The organism is Aeromonas sp. 55A (assembly GCF_051919665.1).
Classification (GTDB): domain Bacteria; phylum Pseudomonadota; class Gammaproteobacteria; order Enterobacterales; family Aeromonadaceae; genus Aeromonas; species Aeromonas veronii.
Map to the genome: position 1 here is coordinate 246,693 of NZ_JBQBEH010000008.1, position 20,924 is coordinate 267,616.

Annotated in this window: 21 protein-coding genes and 1 pseudogene; 5 read left to right on the forward strand and 17 right to left on the reverse strand. The window is 59.0% G+C overall.

The window, feature by feature from the left end:
- The first annotated feature begins 115 nt into the window (after positions 1-115).
- The 3 genes from purB (at position 116) to ACTG2G_RS04875 (ending at position 3,353) form a co-directional block, all read left to right on the forward strand.
- Positions 116-1,486, forward strand: coding sequence for an adenylosuccinate lyase (gene purB, locus ACTG2G_RS04865; RefSeq protein WP_088868772.1), 1,371 nt, complete (start codon positions 116-118; stop codon positions 1,484-1,486).
- A 139-nt stretch (positions 1,487-1,625) separates the two neighbouring features.
- The gene (locus tag ACTG2G_RS04870; protein WP_005353621.1) at positions 1,626-2,756 is read left to right on the forward strand and encodes a ribosomal protein uL16 3-hydroxylase; all 1,131 of its coding nucleotides are present in this window, start codon (positions 1,626-1,628) and stop codon (positions 2,754-2,756) included.
- Positions 2,757-2,939: 183 nt separating this feature from the next.
- A complete protein-coding gene (locus ACTG2G_RS04875; RefSeq protein WP_005361994.1) occupies positions 2,940-3,353 on the forward strand; it encodes a hypothetical protein in 414 nt (137 codons plus the stop codon).
- Between the two features lie 96 nt (positions 3,354-3,449).
- Here ACTG2G_RS04875 and ACTG2G_RS04880 read toward each other — a convergent pair whose 3' ends face one another.
- The 4 genes from ACTG2G_RS04880 to pdxH are packed head-to-tail and all read right to left on the reverse strand — an operon-like array spanning position 3,450 to position 6,925.
- Complete coding sequence (locus ACTG2G_RS04880) at positions 3,450-3,989, reverse strand: GNAT family N-acetyltransferase (RefSeq protein WP_216979243.1); 540 nt, start codon at positions 3,987-3,989, stop codon at positions 3,450-3,452.
- Between the two features lie 6 nt (positions 3,990-3,995).
- Positions 3,996-5,636 carry a GNAT family N-acetyltransferase gene (locus ACTG2G_RS04885; protein WP_439985236.1) on the reverse strand — a complete coding sequence of 547 codons (1,641 nt, stop codon included), beginning with the start codon at positions 5,634-5,636 and terminating at the stop codon, positions 3,996-3,998.
- Positions 5,636-6,250: a glutathione S-transferase family protein gene (locus ACTG2G_RS04890; protein ID WP_439985237.1), complete on the reverse strand. Its 615-nt coding sequence runs from the start codon at positions 6,248-6,250 to the stop codon at positions 5,636-5,638. The genes ACTG2G_RS04885 and ACTG2G_RS04890 overlap by 1 nt, the downstream gene beginning before the upstream one ends.
- A 36-nt stretch (positions 6,251-6,286) precedes the next feature.
- A complete protein-coding gene (pdxH, locus tag ACTG2G_RS04895) occupies positions 6,287-6,925 on the reverse strand; it encodes a pyridoxamine 5'-phosphate oxidase (RefSeq protein WP_323968708.1) in 639 nt (212 codons plus the stop codon).
- A gap of 392 nt (positions 6,926-7,317) precedes the next feature.
- Here pdxH and ACTG2G_RS04900 point away from each other — a divergent pair, with 392 nt between their 5' ends.
- Positions 7,318-8,529, forward strand: a complete 1,212-nt coding sequence (locus ACTG2G_RS04900; protein WP_439985238.1) for an RsmB/NOP family class I SAM-dependent RNA methyltransferase — start codon at positions 7,318-7,320, stop codon at positions 8,527-8,529.
- A gap of 106 nt (positions 8,530-8,635) precedes the next feature.
- Here the strand turns inward: ACTG2G_RS04900 and ACTG2G_RS04905 are convergent, their stop codons facing one another.
- The 4 genes and pseudogenes from ACTG2G_RS04905 to ACTG2G_RS04920 form a co-directional block, all read right to left on the reverse strand.
- Positions 8,636-9,025 carry a RidA family protein gene (locus ACTG2G_RS04905; RefSeq protein ID WP_421387971.1) on the reverse strand — a complete coding sequence of 130 codons (390 nt, stop codon included), beginning with the start codon at positions 9,023-9,025 and terminating at the stop codon, positions 8,636-8,638.
- A 69-nt stretch (positions 9,026-9,094) separates the two neighbouring features.
- A pseudogene (gene pflB / locus ACTG2G_RS04910) lies at positions 9,095-11,011 on the reverse strand (formate C-acetyltransferase); the annotation flags it as partial.
- 15 nt (positions 11,012-11,026) lie between these two features.
- Positions 11,027-11,721, reverse strand: a protein-coding gene (locus ACTG2G_RS04915) for an IS1 family transposase (RefSeq protein WP_270657729.1) whose coding sequence is annotated in 2 segments (ribosomal slippage) — positions 11,027-11,475 and positions 11,475-11,721 — 696 coding nt in all. Because the reading frame shifts where the segments join, the coding sequence is not laid out codon by codon here.
- 375 nt (positions 11,722-12,096) lie between these two features.
- Entirely contained in the window at positions 12,097-12,441 is a 345-nt protein-coding gene (locus tag ACTG2G_RS04920) for a Grx4 family monothiol glutaredoxin (protein ID WP_005353650.1), read from the reverse strand.
- Positions 12,442-12,729: 288 nt separating this feature from the next.
- Here ACTG2G_RS04920 and sodB point away from each other — a divergent pair, with 288 nt between their 5' ends.
- Entirely contained in the window at positions 12,730-13,314 is a 585-nt protein-coding gene (gene sodB, locus ACTG2G_RS04925) for a superoxide dismutase [Fe] (RefSeq protein WP_019444736.1), read from the forward strand.
- Positions 13,315-13,426: 112 nt separating this feature from the next.
- On the opposite strand, the gene ACTG2G_RS04930 is transcribed toward sodB, so the two are convergent.
- From ACTG2G_RS04930 to ccmB, 9 genes are all read right to left on the reverse strand, one after another.
- Entirely contained in the window at positions 13,427-14,239 is an 813-nt protein-coding gene (locus ACTG2G_RS04930; protein WP_439985239.1) for an MlaA family lipoprotein, read from the reverse strand.
- Positions 14,240-14,324: 85 nt separating this feature from the next.
- Complete coding sequence (gene ccmI / locus ACTG2G_RS04935) at positions 14,325-15,593, reverse strand: c-type cytochrome biogenesis protein CcmI (RefSeq protein WP_439985240.1); 1,269 nt, start codon at positions 15,591-15,593, stop codon at positions 14,325-14,327.
- Positions 15,590-16,069 carry a cytochrome c-type biogenesis protein gene (locus ACTG2G_RS04940; RefSeq protein ID WP_017788562.1) on the reverse strand — a complete coding sequence of 160 codons (480 nt, stop codon included), beginning with the start codon at positions 16,067-16,069 and terminating at the stop codon, positions 15,590-15,592. Before ACTG2G_RS04940 ends, ccmI begins: the two co-directional genes overlap by 4 nt.
- An 11-nt stretch (positions 16,070-16,080) precedes the next feature.
- The gene (locus ACTG2G_RS04945) at positions 16,081-16,611 is read right to left on the reverse strand and encodes a DsbE family thiol:disulfide interchange protein (protein ID WP_005353655.1); all 531 of its coding nucleotides are present in this window, start codon (positions 16,609-16,611) and stop codon (positions 16,081-16,083) included.
- Positions 16,608-18,563, reverse strand: a complete 1,956-nt coding sequence (locus ACTG2G_RS04950) for a heme lyase CcmF/NrfE family subunit (RefSeq protein ID WP_042082477.1) — start codon at positions 18,561-18,563, stop codon at positions 16,608-16,610. The genes ACTG2G_RS04945 and ACTG2G_RS04950 overlap by 4 nt, the downstream gene beginning before the upstream one ends.
- 82 nt (positions 18,564-18,645) lie before the next feature.
- Entirely contained in the window at positions 18,646-19,137 is a 492-nt protein-coding gene (ccmE, locus tag ACTG2G_RS04955) for a cytochrome c maturation protein CcmE (protein WP_103251229.1), read from the reverse strand.
- The gene (gene ccmD, locus ACTG2G_RS04960; protein WP_429204601.1) at positions 19,134-19,340 is read right to left on the reverse strand and encodes a heme exporter protein CcmD; all 207 of its coding nucleotides are present in this window, start codon (positions 19,338-19,340) and stop codon (positions 19,134-19,136) included. The genes ccmE and ccmD overlap by 4 nt, the downstream gene beginning before the upstream one ends.
- A gap of 2 nt (positions 19,341-19,342) precedes the next feature.
- Positions 19,343-20,083: a heme ABC transporter permease gene (locus tag ACTG2G_RS04965; protein WP_005334687.1), complete on the reverse strand. Its 741-nt coding sequence runs from the start codon at positions 20,081-20,083 to the stop codon at positions 19,343-19,345.
- A 170-nt stretch (positions 20,084-20,253) separates the two neighbouring features.
- Positions 20,254-20,922, reverse strand: a complete 669-nt coding sequence (ccmB, locus tag ACTG2G_RS04970; protein WP_005353658.1) for a heme exporter protein CcmB — start codon at positions 20,920-20,922, stop codon at positions 20,254-20,256.
- Positions 20,923-20,924: the final 2 nt, after the last annotated feature.

The window sequence follows — 20,924 nt, forward strand, 5'->3', positions numbered from 1 at the left end:
GCGGGCAAGCGAGGTCAACATCAGGGTGAACAGCCGCACATCCGCCTTGATGACGACTCAGCCCCACGCGCGAGTGGATACGGATCCCCCACACAAATCATCAGGAGTTCACCCCATGGAGCTGTCCGCGCTGACTGCTGTTTCCCCGATTGACGGTCGTTATGGCGACAAGGCCGATGCCCTGCGCCCTATCTTCTCCGAATTCGGCCTGCTGCGTTTTCGCGTCGAAGTCGAGGTGCGCTGGTTGCAAAAACTGGCTAGCCACGCCGGGATCCCGGAAGTCCCTGCCCTGAGCGCGGCCGCCAACGCCCTGCTCGACGGCATCGTCAGCAACTTCAACGAGAGTGACGCCGCCCGTATCAAACAGATCGAGCGCACCACCAACCATGATGTGAAAGCGGTGGAGTACTTCCTCAAAGAGAAAGTCGAAGTGAACCCGGAGCTGGCGGCTGTCAGCGAGTTCATCCACTTCGCCTGCACCTCGGAAGACATCAACAACAACTCCCACGGTCTGATGCTGAAAACCGCTCGCGAAGAGGTCATCAAGCCTTATTGCGAAAAGCTGATCAGCGAGATCAAGCGTCTGGCCCACGAGTACCGTGACATGCCGCTGCTCTCCCGCACCCACGGTCAGCCTGCCACCCCGAGCACCATGGGCAAGGAGATGGCCAACGTCGCCTATCGTCTTGAGCGCCAGTTCAAGCAGATCATGGCGGTGGAGATCCTCGGCAAGATCAACGGTGCGGTCGGCAACTACAACGCCCACCTTAGCGCCTACCCGGATGTGGACTGGCACCAGTTCTCCGAGGAGTTTGTTACCTCCTTGGGCCTGACCTGGAACCCCTACACCACCCAGATCGAGCCGCACGACTACATCGCCGAGCTGTTCGACGCCATGGCCCGCTTCAACACCATCCTGATCGACTTCGACCGCGATGTGTGGGGTTACATCTCCCTGGGCCACTTCAAGCAGCGCACCATCGCGGGGGAAATCGGCTCCTCCACCATGCCGCACAAGGTCAACCCCATCGACTTCGAGAACTCCGAAGGCAATCTGGGTCTGGCCAACGCCGTGTTCCAGCATCTGGCGAGCAAGCTGCCCATCTCCCGCTGGCAGCGTGATCTGACCGACTCTACCGTGCTGCGCAACCTGGGTGTGGCGGTGGGTTACTCACTGATTGCCTATCAGGCGACCCTCAAGGGTATCTCCAAGCTGGAAGCAAACGACGCCGCCATGGCCGCCGATCTGGATGCCAACTGGGAAGTGCTGGCCGAGCCGATCCAGACCGTGATGCGCCGCTACGGTATCGAGAAGCCTTACGAGAAGCTCAAGGAGCTGACCCGTGGCCGCCGCGTCGATGCCGAAGGGATGCGTACCTTTATCGACACTCTGGAGTTGCCGGAAGCGGTCAAGGTCGAGCTGAAAAAGCTGACCCCGGCCAACTATATCGGCGACGCCCAGCGTCTGGTCGATCTGCTGAAGTAAGCCAACCGGCAGTGACGAAGGGGCCCTGTGCACGATATGCCACAGGGCCCCTGTTATTTTCCCTGCCACGGCAGGATCCCGAGTGGCTTTTCCCAAGCCTGCCTTGGGCAAAACCTCTTTGCGAGACACGAGAAACAGCATGTACGAACTCAATCTGGATATCGCTCACTTCCTCGAGCACTACTGGCAGAAGCGCCCGCTCCTTATCAAGGGTGGCTTCAAGGACTTTCAGGATCCCATCAGCCCGGATGAACTGGCGGGTCTGGCCATGGAAGAGGTGGTCGAGTCCCGCCTCGTCACCCGTTTCGACGGCAAGTGGGATGCCGCCCACGGCCCCTTCGAATCCTACGACCATCTGGGCGAAGAGAACTGGACCATTCTGGTACAGGCTTGCAACCACTGGGCTCCCGAGGTGAACGAGCTGGCGGTGCCGTTCCAGTTCATCCCGGGCTGGCGCTTTGACGATGTGATGGTGAGCTTCTCCACCCCCCATGCGGGTGTCGGCCCCCACATCGACAACTACGATGTGTTCATCACCCAGGGGCTGGGCAAACGCCACTGGCGGGTTGGCGATGCCAAGCCGCTCAACGAGTTTGCCGCCCACGCCGCCCTGCTGCACTGCGAGCCGTTCGAGGCGATCATCGACGTCATCATGGAGCCGGGTGACATCCTCTACATTCCGCCCGGATTCCCCCACGAAGGCTACGCCATCGAGCCCTCCATGAACTTCTCGGTGGGCTTCCGCGCGCCGGACGCCAAGGCGCTTATCTCCTCCTTTGCCGATCACCTGATCGACAACGAGGTGCGTACCGAGCGTTACGGCGATGCCGACCTCAAACCCCGTGCCCGTCACGGCGAGATCCAGCCCCACGAGCTGCACCGTCTGCGCGAGCTGATGCAACAGGCCCTCGATGACGAGACCCTGTTCAAGGAGTGGTTCGGCACCATGATCTCCGAGGCCAAGCACGATCTGGACGTCAATCCGGTCGAGCCGGACTATAGCGCCGAGGAGGTAGCTGACCTGCTGACCCAGGGCGAGCCAGCCATCAAGGTGCCGGGTCTGCGCACCGTCTGGTTCAGCGGCGAGAGCCAGCAATGCTTCATCGACGGCGAAGCCTGGACGCTGCAGAGCGAAGACGCGGCAGCCATTTCCCTCTTGTGTGACAAGGACATCATCACTCAGGCCGATATGGTGGAGCTGGCCGATCAGGCCGGTTTCCTGCAACTGCTGACCCGTCTGGTCAACCGTGGTTACTGGTTCTTCAACTGATCCGGCGGTAAGCGAAGGATAAAAAGGCGCCTTATGGCGCCTTTTTTGTCATTCAGAGGCGGTTCAATTAACAATCGATGCGTGAAGCTGAACCCACTCTTGATGAACCGACAAGTGGTGATTTATTGAGCTAACATGGATGGGTATCATGCGTCCGTCCCTGTTCACAAGAGAAGCGCCACCATGCAAATCACCTCCCGGCCCATGCCGCTGCCCGATTACGGCAAATACCCCTCCTCTCCCGCTGTCACACCCGAGCAGGTCAGTCAGGCCCGTAACGAAGCACTGACCAAGAAGGATGAATTGCAGGCACAGAGCGAAGAGAAAGCAACGGCTCGCAGAACCATGGCGGTCTCTTATACGGCTAACCAGCAAGATAAAGCCGTGGTGGAGCGCTACCTGGAGGCCAGCGGTCAGGAGAGCGACAGCAAGTCGGGCCCGAGCACGGCTGAACTCTATCAGGCGGCCAATCGCAACCAGCGCCAGCAGAATCTGAGCGACTACATGCAATTCCAGCAGAGCCCGCTCGCCCAGCAGATGGGTGACATGGTGGGCGAAGATAATCGCAAGGGCACCCAGCTCGACATCATTGCCTGAGCCAATTTGCTCGAATAAGTCCGGCAGGGACTGATATAAACTGAAAAAGCCCTCGATGAGGGCTTTTTCGCTATGGCTTGTCGCTGCGACTTCTCGCTATAAATAGGACTCTTCTGCCTGCGCGTCCGGCAGCTCGTCAGGGAGTTCATCAAACAGGGGGTGATAGAGCACCTCCCCCTGCACTCCCGCAAACCCCCCTTCCTGCAGCTCCATCGCCATAAAGCAGTCGGCAGGCACCTCATAGATGCAGTGGAGGCCAAACTCGCTGGCCGGGCGGAAACCGAAACGGCTGTAATAGGCCGGATCCCCGAGTACTACCACCCCTTTCCAGTCCATCTCGAGCGCCGTATCAAGCCCTTCACGGATAAGATCCGAGCCAATCCCCTGACCTTGCCAGTCAGGATGAACCGCGACCGGCGCCAGACCGAGCCAGGGCCCTTCCATGCCGTTAATGGTGATCGGGCTTAGCATCAGGTGCCCCATGAACTCGTACTCTTCCTCTTCGACCATGGTCACTACGGCGGCACCACATTCGCGCAGGCGGTTGACCAGTTCGGCCTCATCGGAACGACCGAAGGCGGCACTCAGCAGCTCATAGACCGGCAGCATGTCACCGGGGCGCTCGGTTCTCAACATCAGGTATTACTCCTCGTACAGCAGAGCGGGCATTATTCCACACAACGGCTGGTCATTCTGAGTACCTTTGTCCAAAAATGGGAGGGTGCACTCAGGAAAACGAGCGGCAAACTGCTGCTGCAAGGCTGTTAGCGTAGCCGGGGTGGCCCTGTTCATCGCCTCGCGGTAGGCCAGCCAGAGGGCGGGAGCCTCCCGCGCCAACCGCTCAAAGGTCAGTTCGGGCGTTTGATGCCAACAGCCATCCAGCTCGTCGACCAGCTCCGGCAGCTCCACCAGCAGCCGTAACTGCTGATAGCGTATCTGCGAAGAGTCACCGTTGCCGCCCAGCGCCTGCGCCATCAATTGGTTGAACCAGTGGAGCCGTGATACGCGCTCCTCGCGGCTAAGCAGCTCGGGCCCCTGACGCTGCAGCGCGACCAGTTGCAGCAGCCACGCCAGCCCCCGTTCATCCCTGTCTTTCAGCAAGACGCCGCCAAGATGGGACAACTGCTCCGGTTCGGCCTGCTCCAGCAGATCGACGGGGTAACAGTGCAGCGCCAGCAACCTCTCAAGATGCGGCGGGCAACGCAGAAAACAGGGCTTCTCCCCCTCGCCCCTCTCATCCACAAAGAGCGAGATGGCCAGCTTGCCGTTGGCACTCTGCCGATTGGTCGTGGCAGGATCCCACAGGATCACCACGGCGATCCGCTCATCTGCCAGCCAGCGGGCAATTTCCTCGGGCAAGGGGCTGGGCAAGGAGGGCGCGCGATCCAGCCGCCAGTAGCTCACCTCGCACGGCTGACGACCGCTGATATGGCGCCGCCCGCGATAGTGCATCCCCAGTTTTGCCATCACCCGGCCGGAGGCTAAATTGTCTGGCATATGGCGAGCCGTCAGCGCCGGCAGTTTAAGTTGGTCAAAGGCAAACTCCTTGACCAAGCTGGCGGCCCGAGTCGCCAGACCGCGATTTTGCCAAGGTACGCCCACCCACCAGGCGAGCTCGCCATTCCAGTGCAGGGAGATCACCCCAACCAGCGCCGCCCCTTGCTCCTCTGGCAAGGTGATGGCCCAGCTCCAGCCAAGGCCAAGCGCCGCCTTGCGCCAGCTAAGGGCCAGCCAGTCGCGGGCCCCCTCCGGCGGATAGGGGTGAGGAATATTGAGGGTATAGCGGGCCAGCGCCTCGTCGCTGCAGTAGCGCACTATCTCGCGCTCATCGGCGGCCTGCAGTGGTCGCAGCACGACGCCAGCGGCGTGCGAATCCTCGGCCAACGTCGGTATCATCACGCGGCGCGCCAGCAGGCGATTAAGCACGGCACCCAAATCGGCCTCGGGGGTGAGCGGCAGATCGGCCCCCACAGGGCCAAGGGTGAGCAGTCCCTGCTCCCTGGCGAGGGTCAATAGGGAGGTAGAGGCACTGATCAGAACCTGGCGGCTGGGATCAACATGAAAATCCGCCAGCAGATCCCCATCGAGCCAGGCAGCCAGCAGGGCTCCCGGGCAGAGCACCCCGTCTGGAGGGCTGCTCGCCCAGGGTGCATCGGTTTGATCGAGGGCAGCCGCCGCCTCTTTGCCCAGCAGCAGCTGCCAGCGATGACCCTGCTGCTGCCAGTGCGGCAACAGCGCAGCCCACTGCGGTTGCCACAGACTGGCCTCGATCAGCAGTTCCATCAGCTGGCCTGATAGGCCGCTGGCAGCGTCAGATGCCGGGGATGGGCTTCGATACGGGCGATCCAGCTACGGATAGCGGGCCACCCCTGCAGGGAGAAGATCCCCTCCTCTGCCACGTGGGTGTAGGCATAAAGGGCGATATCGGCGATGGTCGGCGCATCACCGCACAGGTAGGGGCTCTGTTTCAGCTGCTGCTCCATTACCGCCAGCGCCTTCTCGCCACCGGCTTTCAGCCCGTCGAGACGCGCCTCTTGGGACTCGGGGCGGCCGAGATAGTGAACAATAAAGCGCGCTACCGCGATATAGGGCTCATGGCTGTACTGCTCGAAGAACATCCATTTGAGCACCTCGGCCTGCAGGCGCGGATCGGTTGGCCACAAGGCGCTACCTTGCGCCAGATAGAAGAGGATGGCATTGGATTCCGCCAGCGTATCGCCCTGGCCAATCTCCAGCACCGGGATCTTGCCGTTGGGGTTCATGGCCAGAAATACGGGGGTACGGGTATCCCCCGCCTGAATATCCACCTCACCCCACTCAAGGGGCAGCTCCAGCCAGCGGGCCAGCAGCCACACCTTGTAACAGTTGCCGGAACGCAGATCACCATACAGACGCATACACACTCCTTGTGAAAACAGAATTGAACAGCGCGCTCAGGGTGCCAAACGCTCGATATGCCAGCCATCCCCTTCGCGGGTGTAGTAGAAGCGGTCGTGCAGCCGGTGCTCGCCCCCCTGCCAGAACTCCACCGTCTCGATCACCACTCTGAATCCGCCCCAGAAGCTCGGCAGCGGCACTTCGCCATTGGCAAACTTCTGCTTGAGCTCGAGGAACTTGGCCTCCAGCACGCCACGGGCCGAGATGCGGGTCGACTGCTTGGAGACCCAGGCGGCAATCTGGCTATCCTTGGGACGGCTGTGGAAATACTTCATCACCTCGAAAGTGCTCATCTTCTCCACCCGACCGGTCACATGCACCTGACGGTCGAGCGTATGCCAGGGAAAGAGCAGGCTGATACGGGGATTGCCTTCCAGCTGCTGCGCCTTGCGGCTGCCCATGTTGGTGTAAAAAACCATCCCCTGGGCGTCGTAGTGCTTGAGCAGCACGGTGCGCTGCCAGGGCTGACCCTCGGCATCCACCGTCGCCACCACCATGGCGGTGGGATCGGTCAGTTTGGCCTCACAGGCCTGCGCCAACCACTTCTCGAACAGCGCCAGCGGCTCGGCCGGCAGATCGGCCCGGTGCAGCCCGCCACGGGTATACTCACGGCGCAGATCAGCAACATCCATCATCTTGATTTTCCTTCAAATAAATAATGGTTCCACGACCATCAAGAGAGTGACGCAGGCATTGTGCGCTCGATAAACCGACCTTGTAAACCTGGTATCAGGGACAACATTCACCCTTCCTTGGCAACATGGCGCCTCTTTCGCCCATATTTCCGACTTATTTTCCATGGCTATACAGTTGGCAAGTCACACTGCCTTAAATTTCCCTGCAATCAGGAATCGCGGCTGGTCAGTTGCTGCTCATTTATATGGAGCAACCGAGCCAGATACTGCATGACTCGCCGAATATCCACCTTGCACCGCATCCCCCTTCCACCTATCATTGCGCCGTTTGTCTGTTTCAGAATCATCCCGCTACCGGGGTGATTCATCTTTATCTGGCCAAGGTTAATCTCATGCTCAAATCCCCACTGTTGCCCCGTTTCGGGGATCTGGTCGTTGCCATTATTGACGATGTGCTCGGTCAGGGTCTTACCCTCGACCGCGCTTATGCCCGTCACTTCTCCGGCATCGAACTCAAACCGCAAGAACAGGCAAGGATTGCCCTGGTCACCGGCGACCTGCTGCGCCGTCTCAGCCTCTATTGTTTCCTCACCGGTATTCAGGTGCGTCAGGCCGAAAAGAATGTCTGGCCGCTGCTGCACAGCTGGCATGCCTTCCACAAAATTGCCCAGCCCAACCACCCGACCCTGGATCGCTTCAATGAAGAGGCATTCCGCCGCCGTCTGACCGAGGCGAAGAAGAACCCGGTGCTGATGGATGGTTGCCCGAGCTGGCTGGAGAAACTGGGTAGCGAGCAGTTGGGTGAGGCTTGGCCTGCCGAGCGTGCCGCCCTGGCCTGGATGCCCAAACGCTACCTGCGGGTCAATACCCTCAAGTGCACCCGTGATGAGCTGCAAGCCATGCTGGCCAAAGAGCATGTCACCACCATTCCGGTTGAAGGTGTGGAGACAGCCCTGCAGGTCACCTCCGACGCAGCCCTGTTCCGTACCAAGGCCTTTGCCGATGGTTGCTTCGAACAGCAGGACGCAGGCTCCCAGCTCGTCGCCGCCGCGCTAGAAGTTGCCCCGGGCATGCGCGTTATCGACGCCTGCGCCGGTGCCGGTGGCAAGACCCTGCATATCGCCGCCATGATGCAGGGCAAAGGCCGTCTGCTGGCAATGGATGTGGAAGAGTGGAAGCTGGAGAACCTCAAGCAGCGCGCCCGTCGCGCCGGAGCCCACAACGTGGAGACCCGGGTCATCACCAGCAGCAAGACCGTCAAGCGCCTCAAAGAGAGCGCCGACCGCGTACTGCTGGACGTGCCCTGCTCCGGTCTGGGCGTACTCAAGCGCAATCCGGATGCCAAGTGGCGTGATACCGCCGAGCGTCTGCCGGTGCTGGTCGCGCTGCAAGAAGAGATCCTGCAGCGTTACAGCCAGATGGTGAAAGTCGGCGGCCTGCTGGTCTATGCAACCTGCTCCATCCTGCCCGAGGAGAACCGCCAGCAGGTGGACAAGTTCCTCGCCGCCAACGAAAACTTCCGTCTGCGTGACGATCACACCGTGAGCCCGTCCGAGACCGGCTTCGACGGCTTCTACATGGCTCGTATCGAACGGATCGCCTGATCCAGAATGACCTGCTCCTTGCGCCCTTATCGCGCACGGCGGGTTCGATGAAAAAAGAGCGGCAGCCCTCGAGCTGCCGCTCTTTTTATTGATAAGGATCGCCGCGTCAGGACTCCAGCGCAGCAATCGCCTCTATCTCGATCTTCACATCCTTTGGTAACCGAGCCACTTCTACGCAGGATCGCGCCGGATACATGGCATCGTGCTCGGTGAAGAAGTCGTTGTAGACCCGGTTTACCGCAGCAAAGACGTTCAGATCCGAGACAAACACCGTGGTCTTGAAGATGTTTCGCACCTCGCCGCCTGCCGCCTCGACAATCGCCTGTACGTTTTGCAGGGAGCGCAGGGTCTGCGCTTCGATCCCCTCCGCAACGTCGCCGCTCACCGGGTCCAGCGGGATCTGACCGGAGGTGTAGAGGATGTCGCCAATCCGGGTGGCCTGCACATAGGGGCCGATGGCGCCCGGCGCCGCTTTGGTAGTGATAACCTGTCGCATCTGTTACTTCCTCGTGCTGACAAACAAAAAGTAGGCCCGGAGCAAGCCTGCTCACCCCGGGCATGAGAGTTACATCATGTTGGTGAAAGTTCTGGAGATGACGTCCTGCTGCTGCTCGCGGGTCAGGGCGTTGAAGCGCACCGCATAGCCGGAGACCCGGATGGTCAGGCTGGGGTACTTGTCCGGATTGTCGATGGCATCCAGCAGCATCTCGCGGTTCATCACGTTGACGTTGAGGTGCTGCCCCCCTTCCACATCCCGCTCGTGATGGAAGTAGCCATCCATCAGCCCCACCAGATTGTTCTCGCGATTGGCGGGTTCCTTGCCGAGCGCCCCCGGCACGATGGAGAAGGTGTAGGAGATCCCGTCCTTGGCGTATTTGAACGGCAGCTTGGCCACCGAGGCGAGCGAAGCAACCGCCCCCTTGCGATCCCGACCGTGCATCGGGTTGGCCCCCGGGGCAAACGGGGCACCGGCGCGGCGGCCATCCGGGGTGTTGCCGGTCTTCTGGCCATAGACCACGTTGGAGGTGATGGTCAGGATCGACTGGGTCGGCACCGCATTGCGGTAGGTCGGCAGCGCCTGGATCTTCTTCATGAAGCGCTCGACCAGATCGCAGGCGATGGAGTCGGCCCGCTCGTCGTTGTTGCCGTACTGGGGATACTCCCCCTCAATCACGAAATCGACCGCCAGCCCGTCGGCATCGCGCACCGGCTTGACCCTGGCGTACTTGATGGCCGCCAGCGAATCGACCGCCACCGACAGACCGGCGATACCGCAGGCCATGGTGCGATAGACGTCGCGATCGTGCAGCGCCATCAGTGAGGCCTCGTAGCTGTACTTGTCGTGCATGTAGTGAATAAGGTTGAGCGCACTGATGTACTGCACCGCCAGCCAATCCATAAAGCTGTCGAGGCTGGCCATGACAGTGTCGTAATCCAGCACCTCGTCCATGATGGGCGCGACTTTCGGGCCAACCTGGATCTTAAGCTTCTCGTCCACCCCACCGTTGATGCAGTAGAGCAGGGTCTTGGCGAGGTTGGCGCGAGCACCGAAGAACTGCATCTGCTTTCCGATCACCATGGGGCTCACACAGCAGGCGATGGCATAGTCATCGCTCTCGAAGTCGGTGCGCATCAGGTCATCGTTCTCATACTGCAGGGATGAGGTATCGATGGAGACGCGGGCAGCATAGATCTTGAAGGCCCGCGGCAGCCCTTCCGCCCAGAGGATGGTGAGGTTGGGCTCAGGCGCTGGCCCCATGGTCTTGAGGGTGTGGAGGTAGCGGAAGGAGTTCTTGGTCACCAGGGTGCGACCATCCAGCCCCATGCCGCCGATCACCTCTGTCGCCCAGATGGGATCGCCGGAGAAGAGGGAGTCAAACTCGGGGGTACGCAGGAAACGTACCATGCGGACCTTCATGATGAAGTGATCGACCAGCTCCTGGGCATCCTGCTCGCTGATAAGCCCCGCCTTAAGATCCCGCTCGATATAGATGTCGAGGAAGGTGGCGGTACGACCGAGGGACATGGCCCCGCCATTTTGCGACTTCACCGCCGCCAGATAGGCAAAGTAGAGCCACTGCACCGCCTGCTGCGCCGTGCGTGCCGGCCCGGAGATATCAAAGCCGTAGTTGGTCGCCATCTGCTTGATCTGCACCAGTGCCCGCTTGTGCTCGGCCAGCTCCTCGCGCTGGCGGATCACCTGCTCCAACTGTTCTCCCCGCTCAAGAGCCGGTTGCAGATCGGCAAACTGCAGCTCCCGCTCACGGATTAGATAATCTATGCCATAGAGCGCGACCCGACGATAATCTCCGATAATGCGACCACGACCGTAACCATCCGGCAAACCGGTCAAAATCCCTGATTTTCGGCAGCGCAACATCTCGGGAGAGTAGACGTCGAACACTCCCTGATTATGGGTTTTTCGCAATTCGCTAAAGGTATATTCAAATTCGGGATCCATCTCCCGGCCATACGCTTCAAAAGGTAATGACTCCAATCAGTTGAAATGGTGTCTTTCTATAAAGGCACCAATCACTTTCTCGTGGAGCTCAACGGAACGAGAGAAGCAGATGGTCTTGCGAGCCAATCGCTTGATGCGCATTCTGAGCGTCAGGTTGTTACGCTCGATACGCTGGGTGAATATCTTCCCGGTCAGATGCATCTCGCTCGGCACCTCTCTGGCATAGCTTCCCCAATCATCACTGGTGATAAAGCCTATCTGGAACGGAGAAAGCAGGCTCAGCAACCGACGGCATGTCTCATCGTTGCGTGGGCCAAAGGTATATGCCACGACTCGTTTTCTCTTGGTATCAAAAGCATACCAAAGCCAATGTCGATGCTGTTTGTTGCCAACATAGGCCCATTGCTCATCAAGTTCACAGATAAGTGCCACGTCATCGAGCACCACCTTTTCGGAGGTTACTTGCCTTGGGGTGAGTTTTTTAGGGTGCGTATGACTGTGTTGATGCCAATCTTGAGGACGCGAGCAGTATCACGAACACCTGAGCCGTTGAACGCCATATCAACAATCTTGTCTTTGACGCCAGGCTTGCGGGCTTCATAGGTGTAGGTGAGCTGAAACACGTGCGGACAGACGGGGCAACGATAGCGAACATGGCCGGCAGGGGTCTTCCCATGGCGATATACGTGGTCAGAGTTGCAGCGAGGGCAGTGAACGGTGATGGATGCCATGAAGCTGTCGGTCTCAAAAGAGTTCATCATATCAACTCAACCGATCGGATGCATCACCCACAGGGCGAAGCGATACTAGGTTCTATCACTTGCAATTAATGTGAGCATAAACACAAAAAATCTACAAAGAGACTGCGTTACGGTGAAATTATCAAAAAATGTGATAGCAGCAACACTTGAATCCAAATGGATTAAAAAAAGTAATCAGATATTTGCAAAGAATATAATTAACAACTCCAAAACAAAGCCGTAAAGATTAGATTTTTCAGGGCAATTGCGTTGCTTTTTGCAACCGGCAATCAGTTGCTTGCCTGCCAGAACCGGGACAATAAAAAAGGGAGCCTATAAGGCTCCCTCTCGACAACACAGAACCGATTATTCGGCTGCAGCATCATCTTTCTTGTACTTGGCAGCAGTCTCTTTGATCAGAGCCTGCAACTCGCCAGCCTGGAACATCTCGATCATGATGTCACAGCCACCGATCAGCTCACCTTCAACCCACAGTTGGGGGAAGGTCGGCCAGTTGGCGAATTTTGGCAATTCGGCGCGGATATCCGGATTTTGCAGGATATCAACGTATGCAAACGGCTCGCCGCAGGACATCAGAGCCTGGGAGGCCTGGGCAGAGAAGCCACAGCTGGGTAGCTTGGGGGAGCCCTTCATGTAGATGATGATGGGGTTGTCAGCCAGCTGCTGCTTAATCTTTTCAATAGTTTCCATAGGTGCCTCACTAGAGCGATTTCGGCGGCCATTCTACTGCAATCTTGCCCGAGCACAAACTGACAAAGGGGTGACCCGGCTCGAATTGCGCAAAGAACCCACACAGGATTGATCGCGATCATGGCGCCAATCAAGAGTTGTTAGGCCATCTTTGATACTGCTACAATCCCTTGGCTTTGGGCTACCCAGCCCCATCATTTTAAAAACAACTCTTTTCACATATAGAAAAGAGTACGCAATGTCTTGCAACCGTCGCCTTCGCACGGTCCAGCCAATGGAGAGTAGAAAATGGCATTCGAACTTCCCGCTCTGCCCTATGCAATCAACGCTCTGGAACCGCACATCTCCCAGGAAACTCTGGAATATCACCACGGCAAGCACCACAACACCTACGTGGTCAACCTGAACAATCTGGTGCCGGGTACCGAGTTTGAAGGCAAGTCTCTGGAAGAGATCATCAAGACCTCCAACGGCGGCATCTTTAACAACGCCGCCCAGATCTGGAACCACACCTTCTACTGGCACTGCCTCTCCCCGAATGGCGGTGGCGAGCCGACTGGCGCCCTGGCTGAGGCCATCAACAAGGCATTCGGCTCCTTCGCCGAGTTCAAAGATGCCTTCACCAAATCTGCCATCGGCAACTTCGGTTCCAGCTGGACTTGGCTGGTGAAGAAAGCTGACGGCTCTCTGGCTATCGTCAACACCTCCAACGCTGGCTGCCCGCTGACTGAAGCCGGTACCACCCCGCTGCTGACCGTTGACCTGTGGGAGCACGCCTACTACATCGACTTCCGCAACCTGCGTCCGAAGTACATGGAAACCTTCTGGGCTCTGGTTAACTGGGAATTCGTGGCCAAGAATCTGGCTGCCTAATCAGCCTCGCTTGCCAAAACGCCCCGCACTGCGGGGCGTTTTTTTATCTCGATATGGCTGCGAAAATGAATAAGGCGCCCGCAGGCGCCTTTTACATATCGAGATGACCCGCTTACTGGTCCAGCTCGTCCATGTATTCATCCAGATTGGCATCGTCGGCCTGCTCTTGCTGAGACGCTTTCAGCTCGTCCTGCTTGCCCGTCACCTTGCCCTGGTTATATTGCAGGTAGAAGTCCTTGGTCAGCGCATAAGGATCGAGGGAGTTGTCGATGATCCGCTCCTGATCGATCAGCTTGGCACGTGTGCCCAAGCCATCCAGCGCCCAGTGTGCGACCTTCATCGGGAAGGTCAACAGGGCATAGGGGAAGTAGAAGCTGTCAATCGCATCGCCAACCAGCTCCCGGGTGGTAGTCGGGCCGTAGACAGGCACCATGATGTAGGCACCATTACCGATATCGGCCCTGCCCAGCACTGTGTCCATCTCCAGCTTGTTGCGCTCGAGGCCGGCATGTTTGGCCACATCAAAGATACCCAGCAGACCGACCGTGGTGTTGAGGGTAAAGCGCCCCAGGTTGGTGCCTGCCCCTTTCAAATCACCGGTGATCAGATGGTTCACCATGCTGCTTGGCTCATCAAAGTTGGCAACAAAGTTGGCAATGCCATCCTTCACCCCTACCGGAATGTAGCGGGCATAGGCATGTACCACAGGACGTGCCACATAGGGCTCCAGCACATCATAGTTGACCGCCCACATGGCCCGGTTGGCCCCCTGGAAGGGATCGCGCGGATCGGCCGCCGTACTGGTGGCACCCGGATTATTCATGCCGGGATTGAGATCCAGACTCTCTGGGCCAGGCTTGGGTGGGCCACCGGCACAGCCAGCCAGCAAGAGGGCTGCCAGTATGGCCCCTGAACGAAGATACATATGATTGTCCTGACGTTTTATTTTGATTTATCAGAAGTATAGATAACCCGGCCCCTATCCAGGGGCCGGGTTATCCAAAGGCATATTAGAGGGCGTGATCGATGCGGATGTCAATCGGAGCAGCAGGGATCTCGGCCGTCTTGACCGGCACGGATACCCCTTCGAAGGCTCCTTCCTTGTTCATCACATTGCCACCGCGCGAGAGACGCGCCTTGAACTGCAGCTCCGGATAGGCCTCCAGTTTGCTACCTTCCATCATGGCATCGCCATCCCCGAGTGACAGGGTAACTGGCAGGGTTGGCCCTGCGATACGCTTCACGGCGATAGGCATGGGCGGCCCGTTGGGCACCACGGCAAAGACGAAGAGATGGGCATCTTCCGGCATCTGAATGCCCGCCGCCAACGTGACGTGGATGGGGAATTCCCCCTCCTTCACCGCCAGCGGTTGTCCCTCAACTGCGCCCGCTTTGGCTGCGCCTGAATTCGTCACCTCGATGCCGCGCTGCTTGAGCTGCGCGCGGGCGTACTCCATGGAGCGCTCGACCATCACGTAACGGGGGGTACCTTTCTCCATCAGTGGCAACATCGCCTGCCAGCGAGCCAGCGCGGTCTGGAAGTCCTCTTTTTGCAGCGCCATAAAGGCATAGACGGAACGCGCCTCGATATTGTCCGGATCCTGCGCGATAGCAGCCTGCAACAGGGCATCCGCTTGCGCCTCATCCCCCGTCATCATCAGCGCCTGCGCATAGGGCACCGCCACCAGCGACTTCTGGGGAGCCAGCGTGTAGGCCCGCTCCAGCGCCTCGCTGGCCATCTCGGGATCATTGCCATCCAGCGCCAAGCGTCCCAGCAGCAGCCAGCCGCGGTAGTCGTTCGGTTCATCCTTGAGGCGGGTACGCAGTGCCAGCGTGAAATCCAGCAGATCCTGCTCGGTCACCTGGGCATCGCGTTCCACCAAAATGCGGTTGCTCAGCTCGCCAAGACGGCTGCTGGCATCTTGCCAGCGACTCACCTCTTGCCAGGAGCCCAACTTGTAGTAGAGCCCCAGACTCACCACCAACAGCACCAGTACACCCGGGATCCAGATCAGACTCTTGCCACTGCGGGCGGTCTGCTCCACATCGGGAATATCATCCAAGAGGCTTCGTTGCAGCTCGACCAGCGAGTCGGACTCCTCAGCCAGGACACCCTGCTCGCGCTCTTCGCCAATCTCCAGCAGCCGCTGGCGATAGAGCTGTTTGTTGAGCGCCGAGCGACTGATGCTCTGTTTGCCTTCACCACGCCACAGCGGCACGACGAGCGCCAGACTCACCAGCACCAGCAAGCCCGCAATCACTATCCAAAAAGCGGTCATTGTTTCTCTTCCTCTTTGAGCAGCTCGGCCAGTCGGCGCTGCTCCTCCTCGCTCAAGGCGTTATCCAGTTGTTTTTTCACCGCTGGGGGCCGGCGGCTGCGCATCACGACCACGGCACCACCGATCAGGATCACCAGCAACGGGCCGAGCCAGAGGATCAGGGTGGAGGCCATCAGGGGCGGGTTATAGAGGATAAAGTTGCCGTAGCGGGCCACCATGTAATCCACGATCTCCTCTTTATCCTTACCCTCGCGCACCATCTGGTAGGTCTTGTCGCGCAAGTCCTTGGCCAGCCCAGCATTGGAGTCGGCGATATCCTGGTTCTGACACTTGGGGCAACGCAGCTCCTTGGTCAGTTCGCGAAAGACCTGCTCCTGATTGTCGTTGTCGAAGGTGTAGACATCGATAGCGGCCATGGCCGGCGCTTGCACCACCCATCCCAGCAACAGCAGCAGGGAAGCAATAAATACTCTCATCAGGACTCCCCTCACTTCATGGCATCAAAGATGGGTTTGAGGGTCGACGCCCAGTTCTCGGGGTTGATATCCCCCACGTGGCGATACCGGATGATCCCCTTGCTGTCGATAAAGAAGGTCTCCGGCGCGCCATATACCCCGAGATCCAGCCCCAGCATGCCGTCCGGATCATAGAGGTTGACCTGATAGGGGTTGCCCAGCTCCGCCAGCCATTTGATCGCCTTGTCGCGCTCATCCTTGTAGTTCATGCCGATGATGGGAATGCCCTGCCCCGCCAGCTGTTTGAGGTAGGTGTGCTCGCCGTAGCAGGTCGGGCACCAGGTAGCCCAGACGTTGAGCAGCATGGGGCGACCGGTCAGGATACTGCGATCGTGCTGCTTGTTCAGATCGTAAATGTCCTGCAGGGTGAACACCGGCACCTCTTTACCCACCATCACGGACTCAAGCTTGGTGGGATCGGAGTAGAGCCCTTTGAACAGGAACACCGCCCCCAGCAAAAAGACGATAAAGGGGATTAAAAACAACCAGGTCTTTTTGTTCATGCCTTGGCCTCCTCCTCACGACGGCCGAAACGGTAACGCTTGTCCAGCATCGCCAGCACGCCACCAATGGCCATAAAGACGCCGCCGAACCAGATCCAGCGCACGAACGGCTTGTAGTAGATCCGCACCGCCCAAGCACCGTTGTCGAGCTGTTCCCCCAGCGCCGCATAGAGATCGCGGGTGATACCGGCATCGATGGCCGCTTCGGTCATCGGCATCCGGGTCACCTTGTACATCCGCTTCTCGGGCTTGAGCAGGGCGACCTGCTTGCCATTGCGGTGCACTTCCAGCACGCCCTTGAAGCCATCGTAGTTGGGGCCGTTCTTCTCCTTGATCCCGGCAAAGACGAACTCGTAATCGGCAAAGTGCACCCGATCACCTGCCTGCATCCGCAGATCCTTCTCGATGCTGTAGTTCTGGGTGCAGGCGATACCTATGATGCTGACTGCCAGCCCCACATGGCCGAGGATCATGGCCCAGTGGCTGTTGCCAAGCTTGCGCACACCGACTGCAAAGCTGTGCTTGTGGGTGGCCCGCGCCCAAGTCTCCTGCACGCTGGTGACGATGATCCAGGCCCCCAGACCAATCCCTACCGCCGCCCACGGCTTGAAGGTTTCGGCAAAGAGCAGCGGCAACAGCAAGGCTGCGGCCAGACTCAGCACCAGTGCCACGAGCACCTTGCTTTTGAGTTCCCCCAGCTCCTGACGACGCCAGCGAAACAGCGGGCCAACCCCCAGCAGCAGGGCAAACGGGATGATCAGCCAGCTGTAGATGTGGTTGAAGAAGGGAGTACCGATGGAAATGCTGCCCAACCCCAGCTCCTTGTGCACCAGCGGCAGCAAGGTACCGAGCAGCACGGTCAGCAGACCCGCCACCAGCATGATGTTGTTGCAAAGCAGCAGGGTCTCGCGGCTCCACAGCTCGTGTTTGCCGTGGCTCTTCACTTGCGAGCCTTTGAAGGCAAACAGCAGCAAGGATGAGCCGATCACCGCCAGCAGGAAGCCGAGAATAAACAGGCCGCGGGTCGGATCGGAGGCAAACGCATGAACCGACACCAACACGCCGGAGCGTACCAGGAAGGTACCCAGCAGGCTCAGTGAGAAGGCAGAGAGGGCCAGCAGCACGGTCCACGCCTTGAAGGTGGCTCGCTTCTCGCTCACCGCCAGCGAATGCAGCAGAGCAGTACCCGCCAGCCAAGGCATAAACGAGGCGTTTTCTACCGGATCCCAGAACCACCAGCCGCCCCAACCGAGCTCGTAGTAGGCCCACCAGGAGCCAAGCACTATGCCAAGGGTCAGGAATACCCAGGCCGCCATGGTCCAGGGGCGCGACCAGCGAGCCCAGGTCGCATCGAGACGGCCGGTCATCAGCGAAGCAATGGCAAAGGCAAACGCCACCGAGAAGCCCACATAACCCATGTAGAGCATCGGCGGATGGAAGATAAGACCCGGATCCTGCAGCAGCGGATTGAGGTCACGACCATCTACCGGGAAATAGGGCAAGGTGCGGGTGAAGGGATCGGAGGTGAACAGCACGAAAGCAGTGAAGCCGACCGAGATCAGCCCCAACACGCCGAGTACCCGAGCCACCGCATCGAGCGGCAGACGGCGGCTGAACATGGCCACCGCCGCAGTCCAGCCACCCAGGGTCAGAACCCACAGCAGCAGGGAACCTTCGTGGGCGCCCCACACCGCCGAGATGCGATAGGCGAGCGGCAGCAGGCTGTTGGAGTTAGTGGCCACATACTGCACGGTGAAGTCGTTATCGATAAAGGCCCAGGTCAGGCAGAGAAACGACAGCAGCAGCAGCAAAAACTGGGCATAGGCGAGCGGACGGGCCGCCGACATCATGCCAAGACGCCCCCAACTGGCGCCTAGCAGCGGGTAGCTGCCCAGCAGCAGGGCGGTGGCAAAGGCCAGGATCAGCGCAAACTGACCTAATTCCGGGATCATGAAGGCATTCCTTTCAATTGAACGGTGACAACAGCCGCACTACGCACGGCAGGCAAAGCGGAAAAGGCAAACACCACAGGGATCACTGCTTGGCTCCCTTCAACTGCGCCTCGGTATACTCCGGCTTGAAGTGCATGCCGTTGGTGGCATCGGCCACTTCCGGCGGCATGTAGTTCTCATCGTGCTTGGCCAGCACCTCGAACGCCTCTACGGTCGTGGCATCCTTGAGGGTGCCCTGGGCAACAATCCCCTGCCCTTCACGGAAGAGATCCGGCAGGATGCCGTCAAACTCGACCGTCACCAGATGACCGCCGTTATCCACCAGCTTGAAGGCAACCTTGAGGCTCTGGGGATCCCGCTGTACCGATCCCGGCACGACCAATCCACCGATGCGCAGGCGCTGCCCCTCTTCCGGCTTGATCTTGTCCGGCCCCTTCCCCTCCACCAGCTCGCTCGGGGTGTAGAAGAGGTCGATATTCTGACTGAGGGCGTAAAGCACCAGGCCGCTAACGGTGGCGAGGCCCAGGGTGATGGCAAGAATGATGGTGAGGCGTTTTTTGCGTCTCGGGTTCATAGGGTGTGCTCCATCTGCTGGGCCGCCTTGCGACGGGCCTCACGCGCCTGTTTGCTGCGCAACTCGGCGAGCAGGCTGCGGGTTTTCATGCGGGTAGAAATGATGATGCCGACCAAACACACCAGCGTCAGGCCAAAAGAGAGCCAGACATAGAAGGCGTAACCGCCCATCGCCATAAAATCACTGAAAGAGGCAAAGTGCATGCTTACTTCTCCTGCTCTGCAATCTCTTTGACCCAGGGGCGATGCCACTCCCGCATCAGGAGTTCATTGCGAAAACGCATCAGGGTCAGGGCACCGAGAAACGCGGCAAACGCCAGGATCATGATCAGCAGCGGCCAGAGCATCTCGGGTGAAATGGAGGGTTTGTCAAATTTGGTGATGGTGGCCCCCTGATGCAAGGTGTTCCACCACTCCACCGAGTAGTGGATGATCGGCAGGTTGATCACCCCAACCAGTGCCAGAATACCGGCAGCACGGCCAGCGACCACCTTGTCGCTGAAGGCGTTGTAGAGAGCAATCACGCCGAGGTAGAGAAACAGCAGGATCAGTTCAGAGGTGAGCCGTGCATCCCACACCCACCAGGTTCCCCACATGGGTTTGCCCCAGGCGGCACCGGTAAAGAGGGCAATAAAGGTAAATACGGCGCCGACCGGCGCAATGGCTGCAACCGTCATGTCCGCCATCCGCAGTTGCCACACCAGGCCGATAAAGGCGGCCACCGCCATGGTGGAGTAGGCCCCCATGGAGAGAATGGCGGAAGGCACGTGGATATAGATGATCCGGAACGAATCTCCCTGCTGGTAATCCGCTGGCGCAAACGCGAGGCCCCAGACAGTACCGATCACAAACGAGAGCAGACTAATCACCGCAAACCAAGGCAACAGCGTGCCTGCCAGCTGATAGGCCCGCTCCGGTTTGGCATAAGGGTGCAACCATTTCCACATAGCTCACAAAACCTTTTTGTTATTAATCGTTTGGCGAGGCCTACCATACCGACCACGGGGCAGCATCAAATACCCCGAAAGCAATAAGCGGCACTCTCCTTGATCCATCGCAACATTATTTTTTGCAAAAAGACCCCATTCGGAGCCAAATTCAGCTCAGCTCACGGCCATCAGTTGAGGCTGACCCGCAACGCCGCCGACACTGCCAGCGGTGTCAGTGTCAAAGCCCCCACCAGCATGGCGGCCAGAATGGCAAGCTGTCCGCCATAGGGCAAGCTCATCCCCGCGGCATCGATGGCTGAGGTGGCAAAAATCAGTACCGGAATATAGAGCGGCAGGATCAGCAGACTGAGCAGAACCCCGCCTTTGCGCAATCCTACCGTCAACGCAACCCCGACCGCGCCGAGCAGGCTCAATACCGGAGTGCCAAGTGCCAGCGTCGCTACGACAGCCAGATAGGTGTTCATATCCAGCGACAGCAAAATCGCCAACAAGGGAGAGATCAGTAGTAGCGGCAAGCCGGTCAGCAGCCAGTGAGCGACCACTTTCGCCAGCGCCAGCAAGCCCAGCGGGTGCGGCATCAGCATCATCTGCTCCAGCGCGCCATCGGCAAAGTCGTCGCGAAACAGCCGCTCCAACGACAACATGGCCGCCAATAGCGCCGCCACCCAGATAATCCCCGGGGCAATACGGGCCAGCAGTTTGGGCTCCGGGCCAATCCCTAACGGAAACAGGGTGATGACGATGAGGAAAAACCAGAGCGGATTGAGAATATCGGAACGCTGGCGCAGAGCCATCAGCAGTTCACGGTGAATAAGGTGCATAACAGCGCGCAACATGG

What these genes read in the sequence shown, in the direction of transcription:
- ccmB (WP_005353658.1), bottom strand. Translation starts at nt 20,922, where the DNA reads ATGTTGCGCGCTGTTATGCACCTTATTCACCGTGAACTGCTGATGGCT.
- ACTG2G_RS04950 (WP_042082477.1), bottom strand. Translation starts at nt 18,563, where the DNA reads ATGATCCCGGAATTAGGTCAGTTTGCGCTGATCCTGGCCTTTGCCACC.
- ACTG2G_RS04890 (WP_439985237.1), bottom strand. Translation starts at nt 6,250, where the DNA reads ATGCGTCTGTATGGTGATCTGCGTTCCGGCAACTGTTACAAGGTGTGG.
- ACTG2G_RS04905 (WP_421387971.1), bottom strand. Translation starts at nt 9,025, where the DNA reads ATGCGACAGGTTATCACTACCAAAGCGGCGCCGGGCGCCATCGGCCCC.
- ccmI (WP_439985240.1), bottom strand. Translation starts at nt 15,593, where the DNA reads ATGACCGCTTTTTGGATAGTGATTGCGGGCTTGCTGGTGCTGGTGAGT.
- ACTG2G_RS04880 (WP_216979243.1), bottom strand. Translation starts at nt 3,989, where the DNA reads ATGTTGAGAACCGAGCGCCCCGGTGACATGCTGCCGGTCTATGAGCTG.
- pdxH (WP_323968708.1), bottom strand. Translation starts at nt 6,925, where the DNA reads ATGATGGATGTTGCTGATCTGCGCCGTGAGTATACCCGTGGCGGGCTG.
- ccmD (WP_429204601.1), bottom strand. Translation starts at nt 19,340, where the DNA reads ATGCACTTTGCCTCTTTCAGTGATTTTATGGCGATGGGCGGTTACGCC.
- ACTG2G_RS04945 (WP_005353655.1), bottom strand. Translation starts at nt 16,611, where the DNA reads ATGAACAAAAAGACCTGGTTGTTTTTAATCCCCTTTATCGTCTTTTTG.
- ACTG2G_RS04885 (WP_439985236.1), bottom strand. Translation starts at nt 5,636, where the DNA reads ATGGAACTGCTGATCGAGGCCAGTCTGTGGCAACCGCAGTGGGCTGCG.
- ccmE (WP_103251229.1), bottom strand. Translation starts at nt 19,137, where the DNA reads ATGAACCCGAGACGCAAAAAACGCCTCACCATCATTCTTGCCATCACC.
- purB (WP_088868772.1), top strand. Translation starts at nt 116, where the DNA reads ATGGAGCTGTCCGCGCTGACTGCTGTTTCCCCGATTGACGGTCGTTAT.
- ACTG2G_RS04920 (WP_005353650.1), bottom strand. Translation starts at nt 12,441, where the DNA reads ATGGAAACTATTGAAAAGATTAAGCAGCAGCTGGCTGACAACCCCATC.
- ACTG2G_RS04965 (WP_005334687.1), bottom strand. Translation starts at nt 20,083, where the DNA reads ATGTGGAAATGGTTGCACCCTTATGCCAAACCGGAGCGGGCCTATCAG.
- ACTG2G_RS04940 (WP_017788562.1), bottom strand. Translation starts at nt 16,069, where the DNA reads ATGAGAGTATTTATTGCTTCCCTGCTGCTGTTGCTGGGATGGGTGGTG.
- ACTG2G_RS04875 (WP_005361994.1), top strand. Translation starts at nt 2,940, where the DNA reads ATGCAAATCACCTCCCGGCCCATGCCGCTGCCCGATTACGGCAAATAC.
- sodB (WP_019444736.1), top strand. Translation starts at nt 12,730, where the DNA reads ATGGCATTCGAACTTCCCGCTCTGCCCTATGCAATCAACGCTCTGGAA.
- ACTG2G_RS04900 (WP_439985238.1), top strand. Translation starts at nt 7,318, where the DNA reads ATGCTCAAATCCCCACTGTTGCCCCGTTTCGGGGATCTGGTCGTTGCC.
- ACTG2G_RS04930 (WP_439985239.1), bottom strand. Translation starts at nt 14,239, where the DNA reads ATGTATCTTCGTTCAGGGGCCATACTGGCAGCCCTCTTGCTGGCTGGC.
- ACTG2G_RS04870 (WP_005353621.1), top strand. Translation starts at nt 1,626, where the DNA reads ATGTACGAACTCAATCTGGATATCGCTCACTTCCTCGAGCACTACTGG.